At 70.9% G+C, this 14,733-nt stretch carries 19 protein-coding genes; 12 read left to right on the top strand and 7 right to left on the bottom strand.

Features of this window, described 5'->3' with window-relative positions:
• Positions 1 to 4: 4 nt before the first annotated feature.
• Complete coding sequence (locus KME79_RS28755) at positions 5 to 412, bottom strand: GbsR/MarR family transcriptional regulator (protein WP_246640591.1); 408 nt, start codon at positions 410 to 412, stop codon at positions 5 to 7.
• Between KME79_RS28755 and KME79_RS28750 the strand changes: the two genes are divergently transcribed.
• The 4 genes from KME79_RS28750 to KME79_RS28735 all read left to right on the top strand — a co-directional run bounded on the left by KME79_RS28750 (position 329) and on the right by KME79_RS28735 (position 3,622).
• Positions 329 to 1,069: a class I SAM-dependent methyltransferase gene (locus KME79_RS28750; protein ID WP_246640606.1), complete on the top strand. Its 741-nt coding sequence runs from the start codon at positions 329 to 331 to the stop codon at positions 1,067 to 1,069. The genes KME79_RS28755 and KME79_RS28750 overlap by 84 nt on opposite strands.
• A 228-nt stretch (positions 1,070 to 1,297) precedes the next feature.
• Positions 1,298 to 1,825 carry a DUF305 domain-containing protein gene (locus tag KME79_RS28745; RefSeq protein ID WP_219547416.1) on the top strand — a complete coding sequence of 176 codons (528 nt, stop codon included), beginning with the start codon at positions 1,298 to 1,300 and terminating at the stop codon, positions 1,823 to 1,825.
• A 135-nt stretch (positions 1,826 to 1,960) separates the two neighbouring features.
• Positions 1,961 to 2,944 (top strand): alpha/beta fold hydrolase, encoded by a 984-nt coding sequence (locus KME79_RS28740; protein WP_308249088.1) that lies wholly within the window; start codon positions 1,961 to 1,963, stop codon positions 2,942 to 2,944.
• Positions 2,945 to 3,109: 165 nt separating this feature from the next.
• The gene (locus KME79_RS28735) at positions 3,110 to 3,622 is read left to right on the top strand and encodes a GNAT family N-acetyltransferase (RefSeq protein WP_219547414.1); all 513 of its coding nucleotides are present in this window, start codon (positions 3,110 to 3,112) and stop codon (positions 3,620 to 3,622) included.
• A 246-nt stretch (positions 3,623 to 3,868) separates the two neighbouring features.
• Here the strand turns inward: KME79_RS28735 and KME79_RS28730 are convergent, their stop codons facing one another.
• On the bottom strand, positions 3,869 to 4,477 hold the full coding sequence (locus KME79_RS28730; RefSeq protein WP_219547412.1) for a TetR/AcrR family transcriptional regulator: 609 nt from the start codon (positions 4,475 to 4,477) through the stop codon (positions 3,869 to 3,871).
• Positions 4,478 to 4,571: 94 nt separating this feature from the next.
• On the opposite strand from KME79_RS28730, the gene KME79_RS28725 reads away from it, so the two are divergent.
• Positions 4,572 to 5,321 carry an SDR family oxidoreductase gene (locus tag KME79_RS28725; protein ID WP_219547514.1) on the top strand — a complete coding sequence of 250 codons (750 nt, stop codon included), beginning with the start codon at positions 4,572 to 4,574 and terminating at the stop codon, positions 5,319 to 5,321.
• Between the two features lie 261 nt (positions 5,322 to 5,582).
• Positions 5,583 to 5,759 (top strand): hypothetical protein, encoded by a 177-nt coding sequence (locus KME79_RS28720; RefSeq protein ID WP_219547410.1) that lies wholly within the window; start codon positions 5,583 to 5,585, stop codon positions 5,757 to 5,759.
• 72 nt (positions 5,760 to 5,831) lie between these two features.
• Here KME79_RS28720 and KME79_RS45430 read toward each other — a convergent pair whose 3' ends face one another.
• Positions 5,832 to 7,094: a cyclase family protein gene (locus KME79_RS45430; protein WP_246640590.1), complete on the bottom strand. Its 1,263-nt coding sequence runs from the start codon at positions 7,092 to 7,094 to the stop codon at positions 5,832 to 5,834.
• A gap of 178 nt (positions 7,095 to 7,272) precedes the next feature.
• Between KME79_RS45430 and KME79_RS28705 the strand changes: the two genes are divergently transcribed.
• From KME79_RS28705 to KME79_RS28690, 4 genes are all read left to right on the top strand, one after another.
• Complete coding sequence (locus KME79_RS28705) at positions 7,273 to 8,178, top strand: aminoglycoside phosphotransferase family protein (RefSeq protein WP_219547408.1); 906 nt, start codon at positions 7,273 to 7,275, stop codon at positions 8,176 to 8,178.
• A 58-nt stretch (positions 8,179 to 8,236) separates the two neighbouring features.
• Positions 8,237 to 8,524 carry a hypothetical protein gene (locus KME79_RS28700; protein ID WP_219547406.1) on the top strand — a complete coding sequence of 96 codons (288 nt, stop codon included), beginning with the start codon at positions 8,237 to 8,239 and terminating at the stop codon, positions 8,522 to 8,524.
• 285 nt (positions 8,525 to 8,809) lie between these two features.
• Complete coding sequence (locus KME79_RS28695; protein ID WP_219547404.1) at positions 8,810 to 10,336, top strand: MFS transporter; 1,527 nt, start codon at positions 8,810 to 8,812, stop codon at positions 10,334 to 10,336.
• A gap of 42 nt (positions 10,337 to 10,378) precedes the next feature.
• Positions 10,379 to 10,945 (top strand): TetR/AcrR family transcriptional regulator, encoded by a 567-nt coding sequence (locus KME79_RS28690; RefSeq protein WP_148031715.1) that lies wholly within the window; start codon positions 10,379 to 10,381, stop codon positions 10,943 to 10,945.
• A gap of 16 nt (positions 10,946 to 10,961) precedes the next feature.
• Here the strand turns inward: KME79_RS28690 and KME79_RS28685 are convergent, their stop codons facing one another.
• The 3 genes from KME79_RS28685 to KME79_RS28675 are packed head-to-tail and all read right to left on the bottom strand — an operon-like array spanning position 10,962 to position 12,121.
• Entirely contained in the window at positions 10,962 to 11,345 is a 384-nt protein-coding gene (locus tag KME79_RS28685) for a VOC family protein (RefSeq protein ID WP_219547402.1), read from the bottom strand.
• Positions 11,332 to 11,700: an ArsR/SmtB family transcription factor gene (locus KME79_RS28680; RefSeq protein WP_219547400.1), complete on the bottom strand. Its 369-nt coding sequence runs from the start codon at positions 11,698 to 11,700 to the stop codon at positions 11,332 to 11,334. The genes KME79_RS28685 and KME79_RS28680 overlap by 14 nt, the downstream gene beginning before the upstream one ends.
• Positions 11,687 to 12,121, bottom strand: coding sequence for an SRPBCC domain-containing protein (locus tag KME79_RS28675; RefSeq protein WP_219547398.1), 435 nt, complete (start codon positions 12,119 to 12,121; stop codon positions 11,687 to 11,689). Before KME79_RS28675 ends, KME79_RS28680 begins: the two co-directional genes overlap by 14 nt.
• Before the next feature lie 170 nt (positions 12,122 to 12,291).
• Between KME79_RS28675 and KME79_RS28670 the strand changes: the two genes are divergently transcribed.
• On the top strand, positions 12,292 to 12,837 hold the full coding sequence (locus KME79_RS28670; RefSeq protein ID WP_219547396.1) for a YciI family protein: 546 nt from the start codon (positions 12,292 to 12,294) through the stop codon (positions 12,835 to 12,837).
• A 31-nt stretch (positions 12,838 to 12,868) separates the two neighbouring features.
• Here the strand turns inward: KME79_RS28670 and KME79_RS28665 are convergent, their stop codons facing one another.
• Positions 12,869 to 13,702 (bottom strand): PaaX family transcriptional regulator, encoded by an 834-nt coding sequence (locus KME79_RS28665; RefSeq protein WP_308249087.1) that lies wholly within the window; start codon positions 13,700 to 13,702, stop codon positions 12,869 to 12,871.
• Between the two features lie 104 nt (positions 13,703 to 13,806).
• Here KME79_RS28665 and KME79_RS28660 point away from each other — a divergent pair, with 104 nt between their 5' ends.
• On the top strand, positions 13,807 to 14,733 hold the full coding sequence (locus tag KME79_RS28660) for an SDR family NAD(P)-dependent oxidoreductase (RefSeq protein ID WP_219547395.1): 927 nt from the start codon (positions 13,807 to 13,809) through the stop codon (positions 14,731 to 14,733).

The raw sequence follows: 14,733 nt of genomic DNA, 5'->3' as shown, positions 1-14,733 counted from the left end.
CCGGTCAGCCGTCCTCGGGCTCGCCCGTCTGCCGCCGCCACTTGGCCATCGACCGCTCGATCTCCTCGCGCATGAACGCGAAGAACCGGCGGGTCTCGTCCAGCCGCTGCCCGGCCGTGGAGTCGAGGCCCAGGAGCGTGACGCCCTGCTCGGCGCCGGTCTGCACCTGGACCAGCACCGGGACGGACTGGCTGATGAAGTGGCTCCAGGTGTGCTCGTGGACGCGGCAGAAGTCGTGCCGGCTGCCGGGCTCGCGCCCACGCTCGACCAGCCGCACCCGCACCAGGTACTTGACCGCCCCGGAGATCGCCGAGGCGCCGACGCCCAGCTGCCCGGCCAGCTCGGCCGCCGACAGCCTGCCGGAGTCGGTGACCAGCAGCGCGGCGTACACCCGTGCGGCCATCCGCGGCATGTCCGCTCCCTCGTCCACGACGACTGGGCCCGGAGCTTCCTCTCCGATCATCCCGACACGGTGGTCCTGCACCTGGGCTGCGGCCTCGACGCCCGGGTCCACCGGATCGACCCGCCCGCCACCGTCGACTGGTACGACGGGGACTACCCCGCCGTCATCGAGCTGCGGCGGCGATTCCTGCCGCCGCGCTGCCACTGCACGCTCGTCGGCGCCGACGTCACCGACCTGACCTGGCTGGACCGCGTCCCTCGCGGCAGGCCGGTGCTGGTGATCGCCAAGGGGCTGGTGCCGTACCTGACCGAGAAGGACGTCCACCGGCTGCTGACGGGCGTCGTCGACGCCTTCCCCACAGGGCAGATCCAGATCGACACGGTGCCGGTCTGGGCCTGGCGCACCTCGAAGTGGGACCCGGCGCTGCGCAAGTACGACGCTCGGTTCCACTGCGGCTTCGACGTCCCCGCCGCGCTGGCCGCGTGGCACCCACGGCTGGAGTACGTCGACGAGGTGCCGATGTACGACGCGCCGATCCTGAGGGCCAAGGCCCCCGCGCGCATCCGCCGTCTGTACCGCGTGATGAACCTGGTGCCGGGCATGAAACGGTCCACCCGCATCGTGCGCTTCCGCTTCCGGGAGACGCCGGCCTGGCCCCGGCCCTGAACACAGGCGGAGCGCCATGGTCAGGGCGGTGACGTTACAGTGGGTGGAGGTGTCGAATCGGCGTTGGGGGGACGCATGAAGCGACGCGCTGTGAGGACCGCTGCCGCCGCCGGGGCACTCCTGGCCACCGTCACCACGGGTTTCGGGACCGCCGCTGCGGCCGCACCGACAGCGTCCCCGAGTCCTTCTCCTGCGGATCCGCGGCCGACGTGCCCGGGTCTGGGGCCGATGTACCCCATCACCAGCGAATACGACTACCTGGCGCAGATGGTGCCCCACCACGAGGAGGCCGTCACCGCTGCGCGGCAACTGCAGCGGTCCGAGCGGCCCGACATGCGGCGGCTCGGGCAGTCGATCGTCACGACGCAGACTGCCGAGATCGGCAGGATGAGAGGGTGGCTGGAACAGTGGTACCCGCGGAGTCCGGCGCCGAGCCCCAGCGTGACCACGATGCCCGACCTGTCGGGGCTTTCGGGAGATCAGCTCGACAGGACGTTCCTGCAGTACATGATCCCGCACCACATGATGGCGATCATGATGTCGCAGCAGGTGCTCATGCACGGTGAGGCGGAGCATGCCGAGGTCGCCGGCTTCGCCCGAACGGTACGCGACGACCAGTGGGCCGAGGTGCGCCTGATGCGGCGACACCTGGTCCAGTGGTTCGGACAGCAGGGCACGCCCTGCTTCCCGGAAGCGCCCGGCATGCCGCCAGGGCGGCATCCGGGAGCACCCGGCCAGCCGACCCGTTCGCGCTGACCGTGCGGCTGCTGCCGCTGCTGGTGCAGGCGCCCGCCGCGCGTGTGGTGACCATGAGCAACCGTCTCGGCGTCGGCGAGTTGCCGACCCGGCAACGAATCTTGGGCCGCCGGAAGCCGCCGACCTATGGTCGACGTGATCACGAAGTCGCAGGTCGGGGAGGGCGCGATGACGGTCCAGCACAGGATCCTGGAAGCGGGCGCGGTACGCATCCACACGGTGGAGCAGGGCAGCGGGCCGCTGGTGCTGCTGGTGCACGGGTTCCCCGAGTCCTGGTATTCGTGGCGGCGGCAGATGCCCGTCCTGGCGCAGGCGGGCTACCGGGCCGTCGCACTTGACGTGCGGGGATACGGACGCTCGTCCAAGCCGCGGGACCCGGCCGCCTACCGGATGCTCGACCTGGTCCAGGACAACGTCGCGGTCGTGCGGGCGCTCGGCGAGACCTCGGCGGCGATCATCGGCCACGACTGGGGGGCGACGATCGCCGCGCGCTCCGCGCTGGTCGCGCCCGAGGTGTTCCACGCGGTCGGCATCTTGAGCGTGCCCTACACGCCGCCGGGCGGACCCCGGCCGAGCGAGGTGTTCGCGCAGATGGGCGGTGAGGAGGAGTTCTACGTCTCCTACTTCCAGGAGCCCGGACGGGCCGAGTCCGAGATCGAGCCCGACGTGCGCGGCTGGCTCGCCGGGTTCTACCGCGCTCTGTCCGGCGACACCATGGCCGGACCCGACCCGCACTTCGTCACCCGCGACGGCGGCACCCTGCGCGAGCGGTTCCCCGCCGGGGCCCTGCCGTCCTGGCTGACGGAGGAGGAACTCGGCTTCTACGCCGCGGAGTTCGAGCGGACCGGCCTGACCGGAGCGCTCAACCGCTACCGCAACATGGACCGCGACTGGGAAGACCTGGCCCCCTACGCCGGAGCCCCGATCAAGCAGCCGTCCCTGTTCATCGGCGGCAGGCGCGACGCCTCCACCATGTGGCTGTCCGACGCCGTCGACGCCTACCCCCACACCCTCCCCGGCCTGACCGGCAGCCACCTTCTGGACTGCGGTCACTGGATCCAGCAGGAACGCCCCGACGACGTCAACCGCCTCCTCCTGGAATTCCTCGGCAGCCTCTGACACCGTGCCCATTCGGCCTGGTGCCGGCCACGTCCGCCGCGCCGCACCCCCCAACGGGGCCGCTGCGCTGTCGTCACCGAATGCGCGAGGCGGTCGCGGCTACCCTTCAAGAGATCGCCATGCGCCGCCGGCCACCCGCGAAAGGACGAGGAGACGCACCCGACCATGACCCCTACTTGGATTACCCGTCCCGAGAGCGCCGGCGACGTCGCCGCCATCCGCGACGTCAACCTTGCCGCCTTCCCCACTCCGCACGAGGCCGACCTCGTCGAGGCGCTGCGGGCCGACGCGCAGGCGTGGCTGCCCGGCCTGTCCTGGCTGGCCGAGGCCCCCGGCGGCGAGCTCATCGGATACGCGCTGCTCACCCGCTGTCACGTCGGCGACTCACCCGCACTCGCCCTGGGCCCGTGCGCCGTCAAGCCCGGACACCAGCGGCGGGGCGCCGGTTCCGCCGCGATCCGCGCCGCCCTGCGCGCCGCCCGCGAGCAGGGCGAGAACCTGGTGGTCGTGCTCGGTCACGCCGAGTACTACCCGCGCTTCGGCTTCACCCCGGCCTCCGGGTACGGCATCCGCCCGCCCTTCGACGTCGAGGACAAGTACATGATGGCGCTCGCCCTCGCCCCTGAACGACCGGTCCCCAGCGGCGTCATCCGCTACCCGGCGGCGTTCGGCGTCTGACCTGCTTCGGCCCCGCCGGCAGCGGGCGGGCGCGGATCACCAGATCCGTGCCTTGCTCAGGCGTGACCCGGCCGCCGCGGTCCCCCTCGGCAACCTCGCGGCCGTGGGGCGCGGACGACCAGGTGATCAGGCCGGCCGTCCGCGCGGATGCCCGCGGCGGGTCTCTTCGACGAGTTCCGAAGAATCGACGAGGTGCGAAGGGGACGGAAGCCCCAGGGCCGCGTGGACGAGGGATGAGCGCGGTTCTCAGGGGAGCGGCCAGTTGCGCAGGGCGGCGTCGGCCATCTCCTGGAGTTCGTCGCGGCCGACGCCGCTCGCGGCCTGCACCGTGATGCCGAAGGCCAAGGTGGTGACGTAGCGGGCCAGCAGCCCCGGATCGGCGTCCGGAGGCAGGTCGCCGTCGTCGACGGCTCGCTGGAATCGCTCTCGTACGCGGGAGCAGCCGTCGTTGCGCCAGGCGGCGAGAAGGTCGCGGACGCCACGCCCGGAGTCGCTGGCGGCCAGGGCGCCCTGGACTCCCAGGCACCCGTGGGGGTGGGCCGGGCGGGTGGTGGTCCGTACGGTGCCGGCCAGGATCGCGGTGGCGACGCCCAGGGCGGTCGGCTGCTCCAGGGCCCGGGCCAGGTATGCGCTGGGGCCTTCGGTGTAGCGCTCCAGGGCCTTGCGGAACAGCTCCTCCTTGTTGCCGAACGCCGCGTACATGCTGGTGGTGGAGATGCCCATCGCATCGGTCAGCCTGGCCAGGCTGGCCCCCTCGTAGCCGTGCTCCCAGAAGACCAGCATGGCGCGCTCGAGAGCTTCGCCGGGGTCGAATCCTCGCGGCCGGCCGATGGGGCCGCTCTGTTTGGTCCGCACGCCCGCAGCCTACCTCTTTCGCATCGATCGATACAGAAGTACTACCGTACGAGTTCCGCATCGATCGATACAGAAATCTGAGGAGGTTGTCCCCATAGGGCTACTCGAAGGCAAGACCGCTCTCGTCACCGGCGGCAGCACCGGAATCGGCCTGGCCGGTGCCGTACGACTGGCGGCCGAGGGCGCGCACGTGTTCATCACCGGCCGGCGCAGGACCGAACTCGACGCGGCCGTCGGAGCGATCGGTTCAGCGGCCACCGCGGTGATCGGCGACATCTCGAACCTGGCCGACCTGGACAGGCTCTACGAGACGATCCGCAGCAGGGGACAGGGCCTGGACGTACTGTTCGCGAACGCCTCCGTCGCCGAGTTCGTGCCGCTTGAGCAGATCTCCGAGGAGCACTTCGACACCCTCTTCGGCATCAACGTCCGGGGCACGCTGTTCACCGTGCAGAAGGCGCTGCCCCTGCTCAACGACGGCGCCTCGGTGATCCTGAACGGCTCCACCAACGCGGACGCCGGCGATGGGGCGTTCGGCGTGTACGCGGCGACGAAGGCCGCCACCCGATCGTTCGCGCGGACCTGGGCCAACGAACTCAAGGGACGCGGCATCCGGGTCAACACCATCACGCCCGGCCCGACCGACACCCCCGGTCTGTCAGGGCTCGCTCCCGACCAGGAGCAGGCCGCCGGCTTCAGGCGGCAACTGGCCGCGCACGTGCCGCTGGGCCGGCTCGGGCGCCCGGAGGAGATCGCCGCCGCCGTGGCCTTCCTCGCCTCCGGGCAGAGCAGCTTCATCACCGGTTCGAGCCTGTACGTCGACGGCGGCCTGAACCAGATCTGAGTGCGAAACCCCGACAGTCTCACCAGAGGTTGAGGTCAAAGACCATGCGAACAACTACATGGTCTGGCGCGACGGCCATATCCTGGTCGTCGACTCGGGTGAGAAGACCGTTCACGAGCTGCGCCAGGAGCACCTTCGGCGATCCAAGGTCGTCAAGGCCTTCACCCACATCCAGGCCCCTCCGCATCACCACCGCGGGCACGGCGGCGGGCACCCCCCGGCCGTCTGGCGCTGTCGTCCTCGAGCGACTTTCCCGAAGCCGTGGAACTCGTGACGCGACTGTACGACCAGTTCGGATTCGACACCGTGGACAACAGCCCGCTCAGCGAGTCGTGGCGCAGCGGTCCCGGTCAACCCGCGTGGGCCGCGCACGAGCACCAGACCCGTGCCGAACTGATCGCCAACCTCGCCAGGGCACGACGGATCGCCTTGAGGTGATTCTGCCCCTGGCGGCGACGCCGCGGCGTGCGAACCCGGGCAGGGTGCGCGACCGGCCACTGATGGTGGCGCCTACGGCCGGTAGGGTTCGGCGAACAGGTGCGCGACGAGCTCACCGCGGCTGGAGATCCCCGCCTTGCCGAAGACGGCCTTGAGGTGACCGCGAACGGTGTGGGGAGAGATGAACAGGGCCGTGGCGATCTCGGCGGTGGACAGGCCCCGTGCCACGAACTGGGCGACCTCGAACTCCCGGGGCGTCAGCCCGTACGCCTGGGCGACGATGACCGCCAGGTCGCCGGGGGACGCGGGCTCGATCACGAGCGCCGTAGGACCCGGCCGTCCGCCGGGACCGCTCAGGCATGAGGCGCGGCAGGTCAGCCACTGCCTGTCGAGAGTCCGGATGCGAATCCTGGCGTTGCCCCGATCGTGGCCCTGGGCTATGGCCCGCGCCTGCAGAGTCGTGCCGATCAGCCAGATGGGCAGCCTCAGCCCGAGCGCCGTGGGCATGGACGGCCCGTCCGGCATCAGCGCGAGATAGCGCCGCGCCTCCTCGTTGATCGACGTGGCCTCGCCGCATGACCGACCATCCTCTTCCGGCGCCGTGCGGGACACCACCGCCCGGCAGGGGTGGAAGTCCCACTGGCCGAGCTCGGCAGCCGTCGTCGCGCACGCCTCCAGGTCGCAGTTGTCGAGCATCCACAGACCCATCGCGACGAGGCTCACGGCGTGGACCGGCATCAGCACGCCTTCGTAACCCGATGGCAGAACGTCCTGCTGGGTGTCGGCGCCGATCAGCGCGACCTCCCGTTCGTGCAGCCACGGCAGGCAGGACGCGTGCCACCCGGCCTGGGTGAAACCGCTGACCGGACCGGTCTCGTGGCGGACGCGGCCGTAGCCGGTCCGCAGGAGCACCGCATCGCCGGATCGCACCCGCACACCCTGGCGACGCTCGGCCTCCTCCAGATCGTCGGGGAACACTCCCTGCCCCGGTTCCAGCCACGGCACATCCCGCGCGCTCGCGACGTCCAGCAGGACACCCCGCGTGACGATCCCGTTCGCCGCCGCCGTGACGGCCGCCCACGCCGAGCCCGTCGCGGTGTCGGCGCACGGGCAGATCGTCGTCGACCGCTCCATGTCCTCCGGTACGGCGACCTCCCATGCGCACGACACGCTCCTGCCGTGACGCACGGCCCGCGCCGCCGCCAGCCGGACGTCGTCGGTGATGTGGTTCAGCGTGCCGAGCTCGTCGTCGTCGCCCCACCGTCCCCAGTTCGACAGCGTGTCGAAGTATCCGAGCACGTCGTCCTGCGTGGGCACCGGCCGCCCTGCCGTCATCCCGGCATCGACTCCTCCGGTCACGCGGTCGAGGCACCGAAGGCAAGGTATCGCGCCCTCTCCTTCGACATGCCAAGGTCCGCTTAGCCGGTGTGCTACCTGGGTCGGCCGCAGTGCTCCGGCCTTCAGGCCGGGGTGGAGAGCCGCTCCGCCCCACGCCTCAGTACCGTGACTTCGCATGACCGACACCGAGATCGAGATCACCGCAGACCTGGTACGCGACCTGCTGCGGGAACAACATCCGGACCTTGCGGGGCTGGCGGTCCGCGAGGTGGCGGGCGGCTGGGGCAACCAGATGTGGCGCCTCGGGGACGAGCTGGCCGTGCGCATGCAGCGCATGGACCCCACCCCGGAGCTCCAGCTCAAGGAGCGCCGGTGGCTCCCTGTGCTGGCTCCGCGCCTGCCGCTTCCGGTGCCGACCCCGGTGCGGTCCGGCGAACCGTCCGAGCGCTTCCCCAAGCACTGGACCGTGATGACGTGGGTTTCCGGCGAGCCGCTGGACCACGGCTCGATCAGCCGCGGCGCCCACGCGGCCGACACGCTGGCGGGCTTCCTCAGGGCGCTGCACGTGGAGGCGCCCGCCGAGGCCCCGGCCAGTTCGGATTTCGGCGCCCACCCCAAGGGGTGCACGGGCGGCTTCGAGCAGTTCTTGCAGGCCGTCGACGCCGTCGGCGATGTCCGCGCCGTCCGCGCCGTCCGGGCCGTCTGGGACGACGCCGTCGCGGCTCCCGAGTGGGAGGGCCCGCCGGTGTGGGTGCACGGCGACCTCCATCCCGCGAATGTCGTCGTCACGGACGGGACGCTCTCGGGCGTCATCGATTTCGGTGCCTTGTTCGCCGGCGATCCCGCGTGGGACCTCGCCGCCGCGTGGGTGCTGCTCCCCACGGGCATGGCCGCACGGTTCTTCGACACGTACGGGCATGCGGACGAGGCGACGATCCGGCGCGCCCGCGGGCTGGCCGCCATGAAGAGCCTCTTCCTGATGCTCATGGGCCAGAACGGAGATCGGGGCCTTCCCGGCGGCAAGCCGAACTGGGGACCTGCGGGCCGGGCCGCACTTGATCGCGTTCTGAAGGGCTCTTGATGTAGTCAGCCCGTATCGTCCCGGTTCTCAATTCTGATGACCAAGGGATCCGGCGGCGATGCCGTCGACGGTTCCGCTGACGATCGCGGGCCGCGATCTCTGCCGCGCCCGGCGGGTCGCCGACGAGTTCGGCGGCGCGACAGCCGCGACCATCGACCTGCGGCGAGGCGACCTCGGCCTCCAGGAGACCGACGGCTACTCGGCGGTCGTGGCAACGGTGTGGGACAGCCACCTGAACGGACTGCGTTTCGCACAGGACCGCGGCCTGCCGTACGTCAGCATCTCCAGCGGCCTGGTCGACATCGGACCCGAGGTGGTCGCCACCCGGAAGGGCAGCGCCCCCTGACGGCGCTCGGTGTCGCCCTCGGCGTCGAACGGCTGCTCGGCCTGCGCGGCGCCCCTGTGCCGCCCCTGTGCCGCCCGGCCTCCATACCCCCGAGGCGTTGATCGACCCCGCCTACGCGGCCGGGCGGATGGCGGAGATCGGCGCCACCTTCACCGGCGCGCACGGCGATCGCTGACTTCGGCGATCGGGAATCGCGGCCGGGCCGCTTCACGCCCGATCCCATTATCTTGAACGATTGTACTAATTGTACTAACGTTCAAACATGATGAGAGCGAAAGGGACGTGATGACGCGGCAACAGTTCATGCGGGCGGGGGCGCGCCAGTGGGCGGGCCTGGGCCTGCTGGCCATGCCGACGGTGCTGCTGGGACTGGACGTGACCGTCCTGTACCTGGTGGCGCCGAGCATGGCGGCCGACCTGTCCCCGTCGGCTGCCCAGCTGCTGTGGATCATGGACGCGTACGGGTTCCTCGTCGCCGGGTTCCTCGTGACCATGGGCACGCTGGGCGACCGGATCGGGCGGCGCAGGTTGCTGGAGATCGGGATGGTCGCCTTCGCGGCGGCCTCGGTGTTCGCCGCGTTCGCCCCCACGGCCGAGCTGTTGATCCTCGCGCGAGCCCTCCTGGGGGTGGCCGGGGCGACGCTCATGCCCTCCACGCTGTCGCTGATCTCGAACATGTTCCCCGACGCGCGTCAGCGCGCGGTCGCCATCGGGGTCTGGGCCACGATGTTCGCGCTCGGGATGGCCGCCGGGCCGATCGTGGGCGGAGCCCTGGTGGACTCCTTCTGGTGGGGAGCGCCGTTCCTGACGGCGGTGCCCATCGCCCTCGCCGTCCTGGCCGGGGCGCGTGCCCTGCTTCCGGAGTACGCGGCCCCGTCCACCGGCCGGCTGGACCTGATCAGCGTGGGTCTGTCCCTGGCGGCGATCCTTCCGGTCGTCTACGCCGTCAAGCGCATCGCCTCCGACGGCCCCGGCGGCGCAACCCTCGTCTATGCCCTGGCGGGCGTTCTGGCCGGGATCGTGTTCGTACGCCGCCAACGCCGCCTCCCCGACCCGCTGCTGGACGTGTCGCTGTTCGGCAACCGGGCCTTCACCGTGGCCTTGAGCGTGCTGCTCATCGGCCTGGTCGGAGTCGGGGGCTCGATGTACCTGGTCACGCAGTACCTCCAGCTCGTCCAAGGGCTCACGCCCTTCGACGCGGGGCTCTGGATGGGACCACCGGCGCTGGCGATGTTCGCCGCCGCCATCGGCGCTCCTCTGGTCGCCCGGCGTTTCCGCCCCGGCTCGGTCATGGGCGCCGCCCTCGGGGCGTCCCTCGCCGGCTACGCGCTGCTCGCCGGCGCGGGGCTCGACGACGAGGTCCCTGTGGCGGCCGGCTTCACGTTCGTCTATCTCGGGCTGGGCGCCCTCGCCGCCCTGGGCACCGACATGGTGGTGGGCGCGGTGCCGGCAGCGCGATCCGGGTCGGCGGCGTCGATCTCCGAGACGGTCCAGGAACTCGGCATCGCCGTCGGCGTCGCCCTGCTCGGCAGTCTCACCACCGCCGTCTACCGCACTCGGGTGACGGTGCCCGGAGATCTGACGTCCGAGACCTCCGGCGCCCTCACCGACAGCCTGAACGCGACCCTGGCGATCAGCGAGAGTCTTCCGCCCGGGACCGTCGAGGCGGCCCGGCAGGCCTTCACCAGCGGACTCAACGTCGCTTCCCTGGTCGCGGGGATCGCCATCGCCGTTGCCGCGGTGCTGTGCCTCGGGATGCTGCGTCACGTGCCCACCCTCGGGGAGGCGCGGAGCCGCGACACCGACGTTTGAACGATGGTCCGACTATCCTTTCGGGTCGGACCGAGGAGTGGCATGGGCGACACCACCGACGACAGCGAGCACATCGACGGCCGCCGCGCGCGTGGCGAGAGACGACGCGCGGAGATCATCGAGGCCACCCTCGCCGTGGTCACGCGCGACGGCGCGGCAGGCGTCACCCATCGCACGGTCGCCAAGCAGGCCGGCACCACGACGTCCCTGAGCACCTACTATTTCGCGACCCTCGACGACCTGCTCGTCGCCGCCCTCACGAGTGTCGCCGACGCCTACACCGCCCGCATCCGGGACATCATCGACAGCCCCGGCGACAAACTCACCGGCCTGGCCCACCTCATCGCCGAGTCCGGCGGTCCCGGACGTGAACGCGCCCTGGCCGAACGCGAGCTGGCGACCCTGGCCGCCCGCCGCCCCGCACTACGACCCGTGGCACGACGCTGGCGGGAGAACATCGCCGAACTCGCCACCACGCTGACCGACGACCCTGCGGCGATCGCCGCCCTCGTCGCGGCCTCCGACGGACTGTGCACCGCGATCCTCCTCGACAACGCCCCCGCCGACCCTGATCACATCCAGGCCGTCCTGCGACGAGCCGTCCGGTGACGGTACGGCCGCGGGATCAGCGGGACTCCGCGAGCAGGTGCACGACACCGGCCGGGTTCTTGATCCAGTGGGTCCTGGAGTCGAGGCCCTCCAGGGGCTCGACCTCGTCACACGGGTGGATGCCGCAGCCGGCCAGTCTGGCCGCTGCCGCGTCCAGGTCATCGGTGTGCAGCTGCAGCCACAGGTCGGGCCGGCTGTAGTTGTCGACGCAGTCGAGCCACAGCGTATTGGGTCCGAACCGTACCGAATGAGTTCTCGAGACGGTCGGAGCGTACGAGACATCCTCCTCTTTGACCTCGAAGCCCAGGGTGTCGCGGTAGAAGGCCACGGTGGCTTCGTACTGGGCCTTGGGGATCTTCATGGCGATGTTCAGGCCGGCGGTGAATTCAGGCTTGTTCATTGTCGCTCGACTCCTTCGTGTCGGTGGCGTCCAGTGCGAGCTCCAGCGCGGTCAGCCGGTCGTCCCACCGGTTGGCGAGCATGGCCAGCCACACCTGCGCCGTGCGAATGGGGGCTGATTCCAGCCGGTAGGGATGGCGACGGCCGGCCGGTTCTCCTGGGCTGATCAGGCCCGCTTCGGCGAGCTGGCCGAGGTGCTTGGCGATCGCCTGGCGGCTGATCGGCAGCCGTCGTGCCAGGTCGGTGACGGTGGCGGGCCCGGCGCGGGCGAGTTCCTCCAACAGTGCGCGCCGCGTCGGATCGGTGAGCGCCGCGAACACCGCGACGGCCTGCCGTTCTGGATCAGGCGGCCGCATCGAGGTAGGTCTCCAGGTCGGCGAGCTCGGCGTCCCATCCCTGACTGTTGGCCTGGTGGGCAGCGCGGGCCACGTCGGCGGCGGCCTGGGCGAACCCGCTCTCCACCAGGCGCAGCCGGGTGCCGTCCGGTATCGGTTCCAGGGTGAAGTCCACAAGCGTCCGGGGTGCGTCGTCCTCCGGCAGGCCCTCGATCGCCCACCTGAACGCGAAACGGCGTGGTGGGTCGACCACCACGATGGTGGCGACGGATTCGTCGCCGAGATCGTCCCAGCGGAAGAACGCGCGCCCACCGGGCCGCAGATCTATCTCCGCCACCGAGCCGAACCACCGCGAGAGCCCTTCCGCGGTGGTCAGCGCGGCCCACACCCGCTCGACGGGGTGCCGCAGCACCAGCACCCGTTCGATCGCGTCCGAACCCATGTCACCCTCTTTCGCAACCTGTAGGTTGCCATCAATGGCAACCTACAGGTTGCGATCGTCACCCACAAGCCGCCATCGAGCGCTGTCAGGGCCTGCTCGGCCACGGCGGCCTGGACGGTCCGCGAAATCGGCACCGGGTCCTGCCGCAACCCGTGATAGACAGGCTCGACATGGAATTCTTCTGTTACCACCGTGACCGGCCCGGCTCCGCGGCGCTGCGCGAGAAGCTCACCGAGGAGCACTGGTCCTACATGGACCGCTTCGACGCGCGGCTGATCGCCCGCGGCCCCACCCTCGACGGCGACACGGCCACAGGCAGCGTGCACATCGTCGACCTGCCGGACCCCGCCGCCGCGCGGGCGTTCGCCTTCGACGAGCCCAGCTACCAGGCCGGGGTGTACCGTGACGTGCTGTTGCGCCGCTGGCGCAACGTCCTGGGTCGCACCATGTGGGACTTCCCCGGTGGCCGCGAAGGCGGCAGCCGCTATCTGGTTCTCGGCCTCGGCACGGGCCAGGCCGCCGACCTCCTTCCACCGCCCGACCGGCAGGACGACCTGATCGCCTACGGGTCACTGCTGTCCGACGACGGCGCCACCTGGCTGGGCACGGCAGCCTTGATCCGGGCGGGGGATCGGGACACGGCCCGCACCGTCCTGACCTCGGACCGCTATGCCGACATCGAAGTCCACCACTGGGAGTTCGGCGGACGACGATGATCAACGGCCATGGCGCCGGCGGTGCCTGCCGTCACACGGGAAGCTCGTCCAGGATGGCGGCGGCCCGCTCGGCAGCGCGTCTTTCGTACTCCCGCGCGAGCACCTGGAAGAGCTGCTCGGCCCGGATGGCCGGCCAGTCCGGGGGCAGGTGCTCGGCCGGCAGGTGGGGATCCTTACGGACGAGTTGCAGCCAGTCGGTGTGCAGCAGCAACTGGCGGGCGAGGTCGTCCGGCGCGCCGGGGAGCGGCCGGGGGACGTCCCACTGGGCGAGAAACGCCCGGTAGCGTCCGGCGATCCGCTCGATGTCGAAGGCCTTCCTGACGAGGTCGGCGGCCTCGGTCGGCTTGAAGGCGCGGGCGGTCAGCACGGTGACGTGGTCGCCCAGCTCCAGCGAGGCGATGATGTCCGTGACGTCCTTCTCGCCCGGCGCTATCCACAGCCCGTTCTGCAGCAGGCCGAAGCCGTTCCAGATCAGCTGAGAACGCAGGTCGTTCCGGGTGCTGCGCCGGCTGTCCGGCAGCGAGAACCCGACGACCGTCCAGGTGCCGTCCCAGTCGCGGTTCACCGCGCCGGTCTCCCACACCCGTCTGCGCCCATCTTTCAGCACCTCCGCGGCGTGCGGGGCGAGCCCGAAGTACACCTTTCGTCCCCGTCGGTGTCGGATGAGCAGGTTGCGCTTGACCATGCGCGCGAGCGTCGACCGTACGGCCTCCTCGGAGACGTTGAGGCGGGCGAACACGTCTATGACGCTGCCGGAGTAGACGGCCACGCCGCGGTCCAGCACGTAGATGCCGAGAAAGCTGAACATCAGGGACTGCGGGCGCCGGAACTGCGCTGTCAGGTCGTCTTCGCCACCGAAGGTCACAGCCAAAGGGTAGACGGTTCTCGACGTCAGGCAAATCTTTGACGGCAGTCACATAAGTGCCATAAATTCGGCGATGTCAGGCTTCCCGGCGAAAGGTGAGGTGCATGGATCTGTCGGGCAAGGTGGCCGTCGTCACGGGCGCGGGTCGTGGCCTCGGGCGGGCCTACGCCGAGGCGCTGGCGGCGGCCGGGGCGGCGGTCATCGTGAACGACCTGGACGGCGACACGGCGGCCGGAGTCGCCGGCGGGATCATCGCGGCGGGGGGCAGGGCCGCGGCCGTCGTCGCCCCGGTCGGCTCCGCCGAGGCCGCCGAGCGGCTGGTCGCCACGGCCGTCAAGGAGTTCGGCCGGCTGGACGTGATGGTCACGAACGCGGGCATTCTGCGGGACCGGGTCCTGTGGAAGATGTCCGACGAGGACTTCGACGCGGTGATCGACGTGCACCTGCGGGGCACGTTCACCTGCGCCCGGGCGGCGGCGGTGCGGATGCGCGAGCAGGGGACGGGCGGACGGCTGATCCTCGTCTCGTCGCCCGCCGGTCAGCGCGGGAACTTCGGCCAGACCAACTACGCCGCCGCCAAGGCGGGCGTCGTCGCCATGGCCCGGACCTGGGCGATGGAGCTGGCCAGGGCGAACATCACGGTGAACGCGATCGTCCCGGTCGCGGCGACGGAGATGACCAAGACGATCCCGGCCTTCGCCCCGGTCATCGAGGAGTCGGAGCGGACCGGGCGGCCGTTCCCGGAATGGCTGCGCAGGGGCGAGGGCCTGGGCACGGTCGGGGACGTCGCCCCGCTCGTCGTCTTCCTCGCGTCCGACGCCTCCGCGGAGGTGACGGGCCAGGCCATCGGCATCGGCGGCGACCGGCTGGCGCTCTGGTCCCACCCCGGCGAGAAGGCGGTGGCCTACGCCGACGGCGGCTGGACGGCCGACGCGATCGCCGCCTCATGGCGGACGGGCGTCGGCGCCGATCCCGAGACGTACGGCGTGCCCGCGCCCAAGGTCCCCGGACAGAAGACGGCGGAGAGCTGA

The sequence above is a fragment of the Nonomuraea harbinensis genome (genome assembly GCF_019396385.1).
Taxonomy (GTDB): Bacteria; Actinomycetota; Actinomycetes; order Streptosporangiales; family Streptosporangiaceae; genus Nonomuraea; species Nonomuraea ferruginea.
Note: the sequence above shows the minus strand (reverse complement) of the source record. Positions and strands in the feature narration are given on the sequence as shown.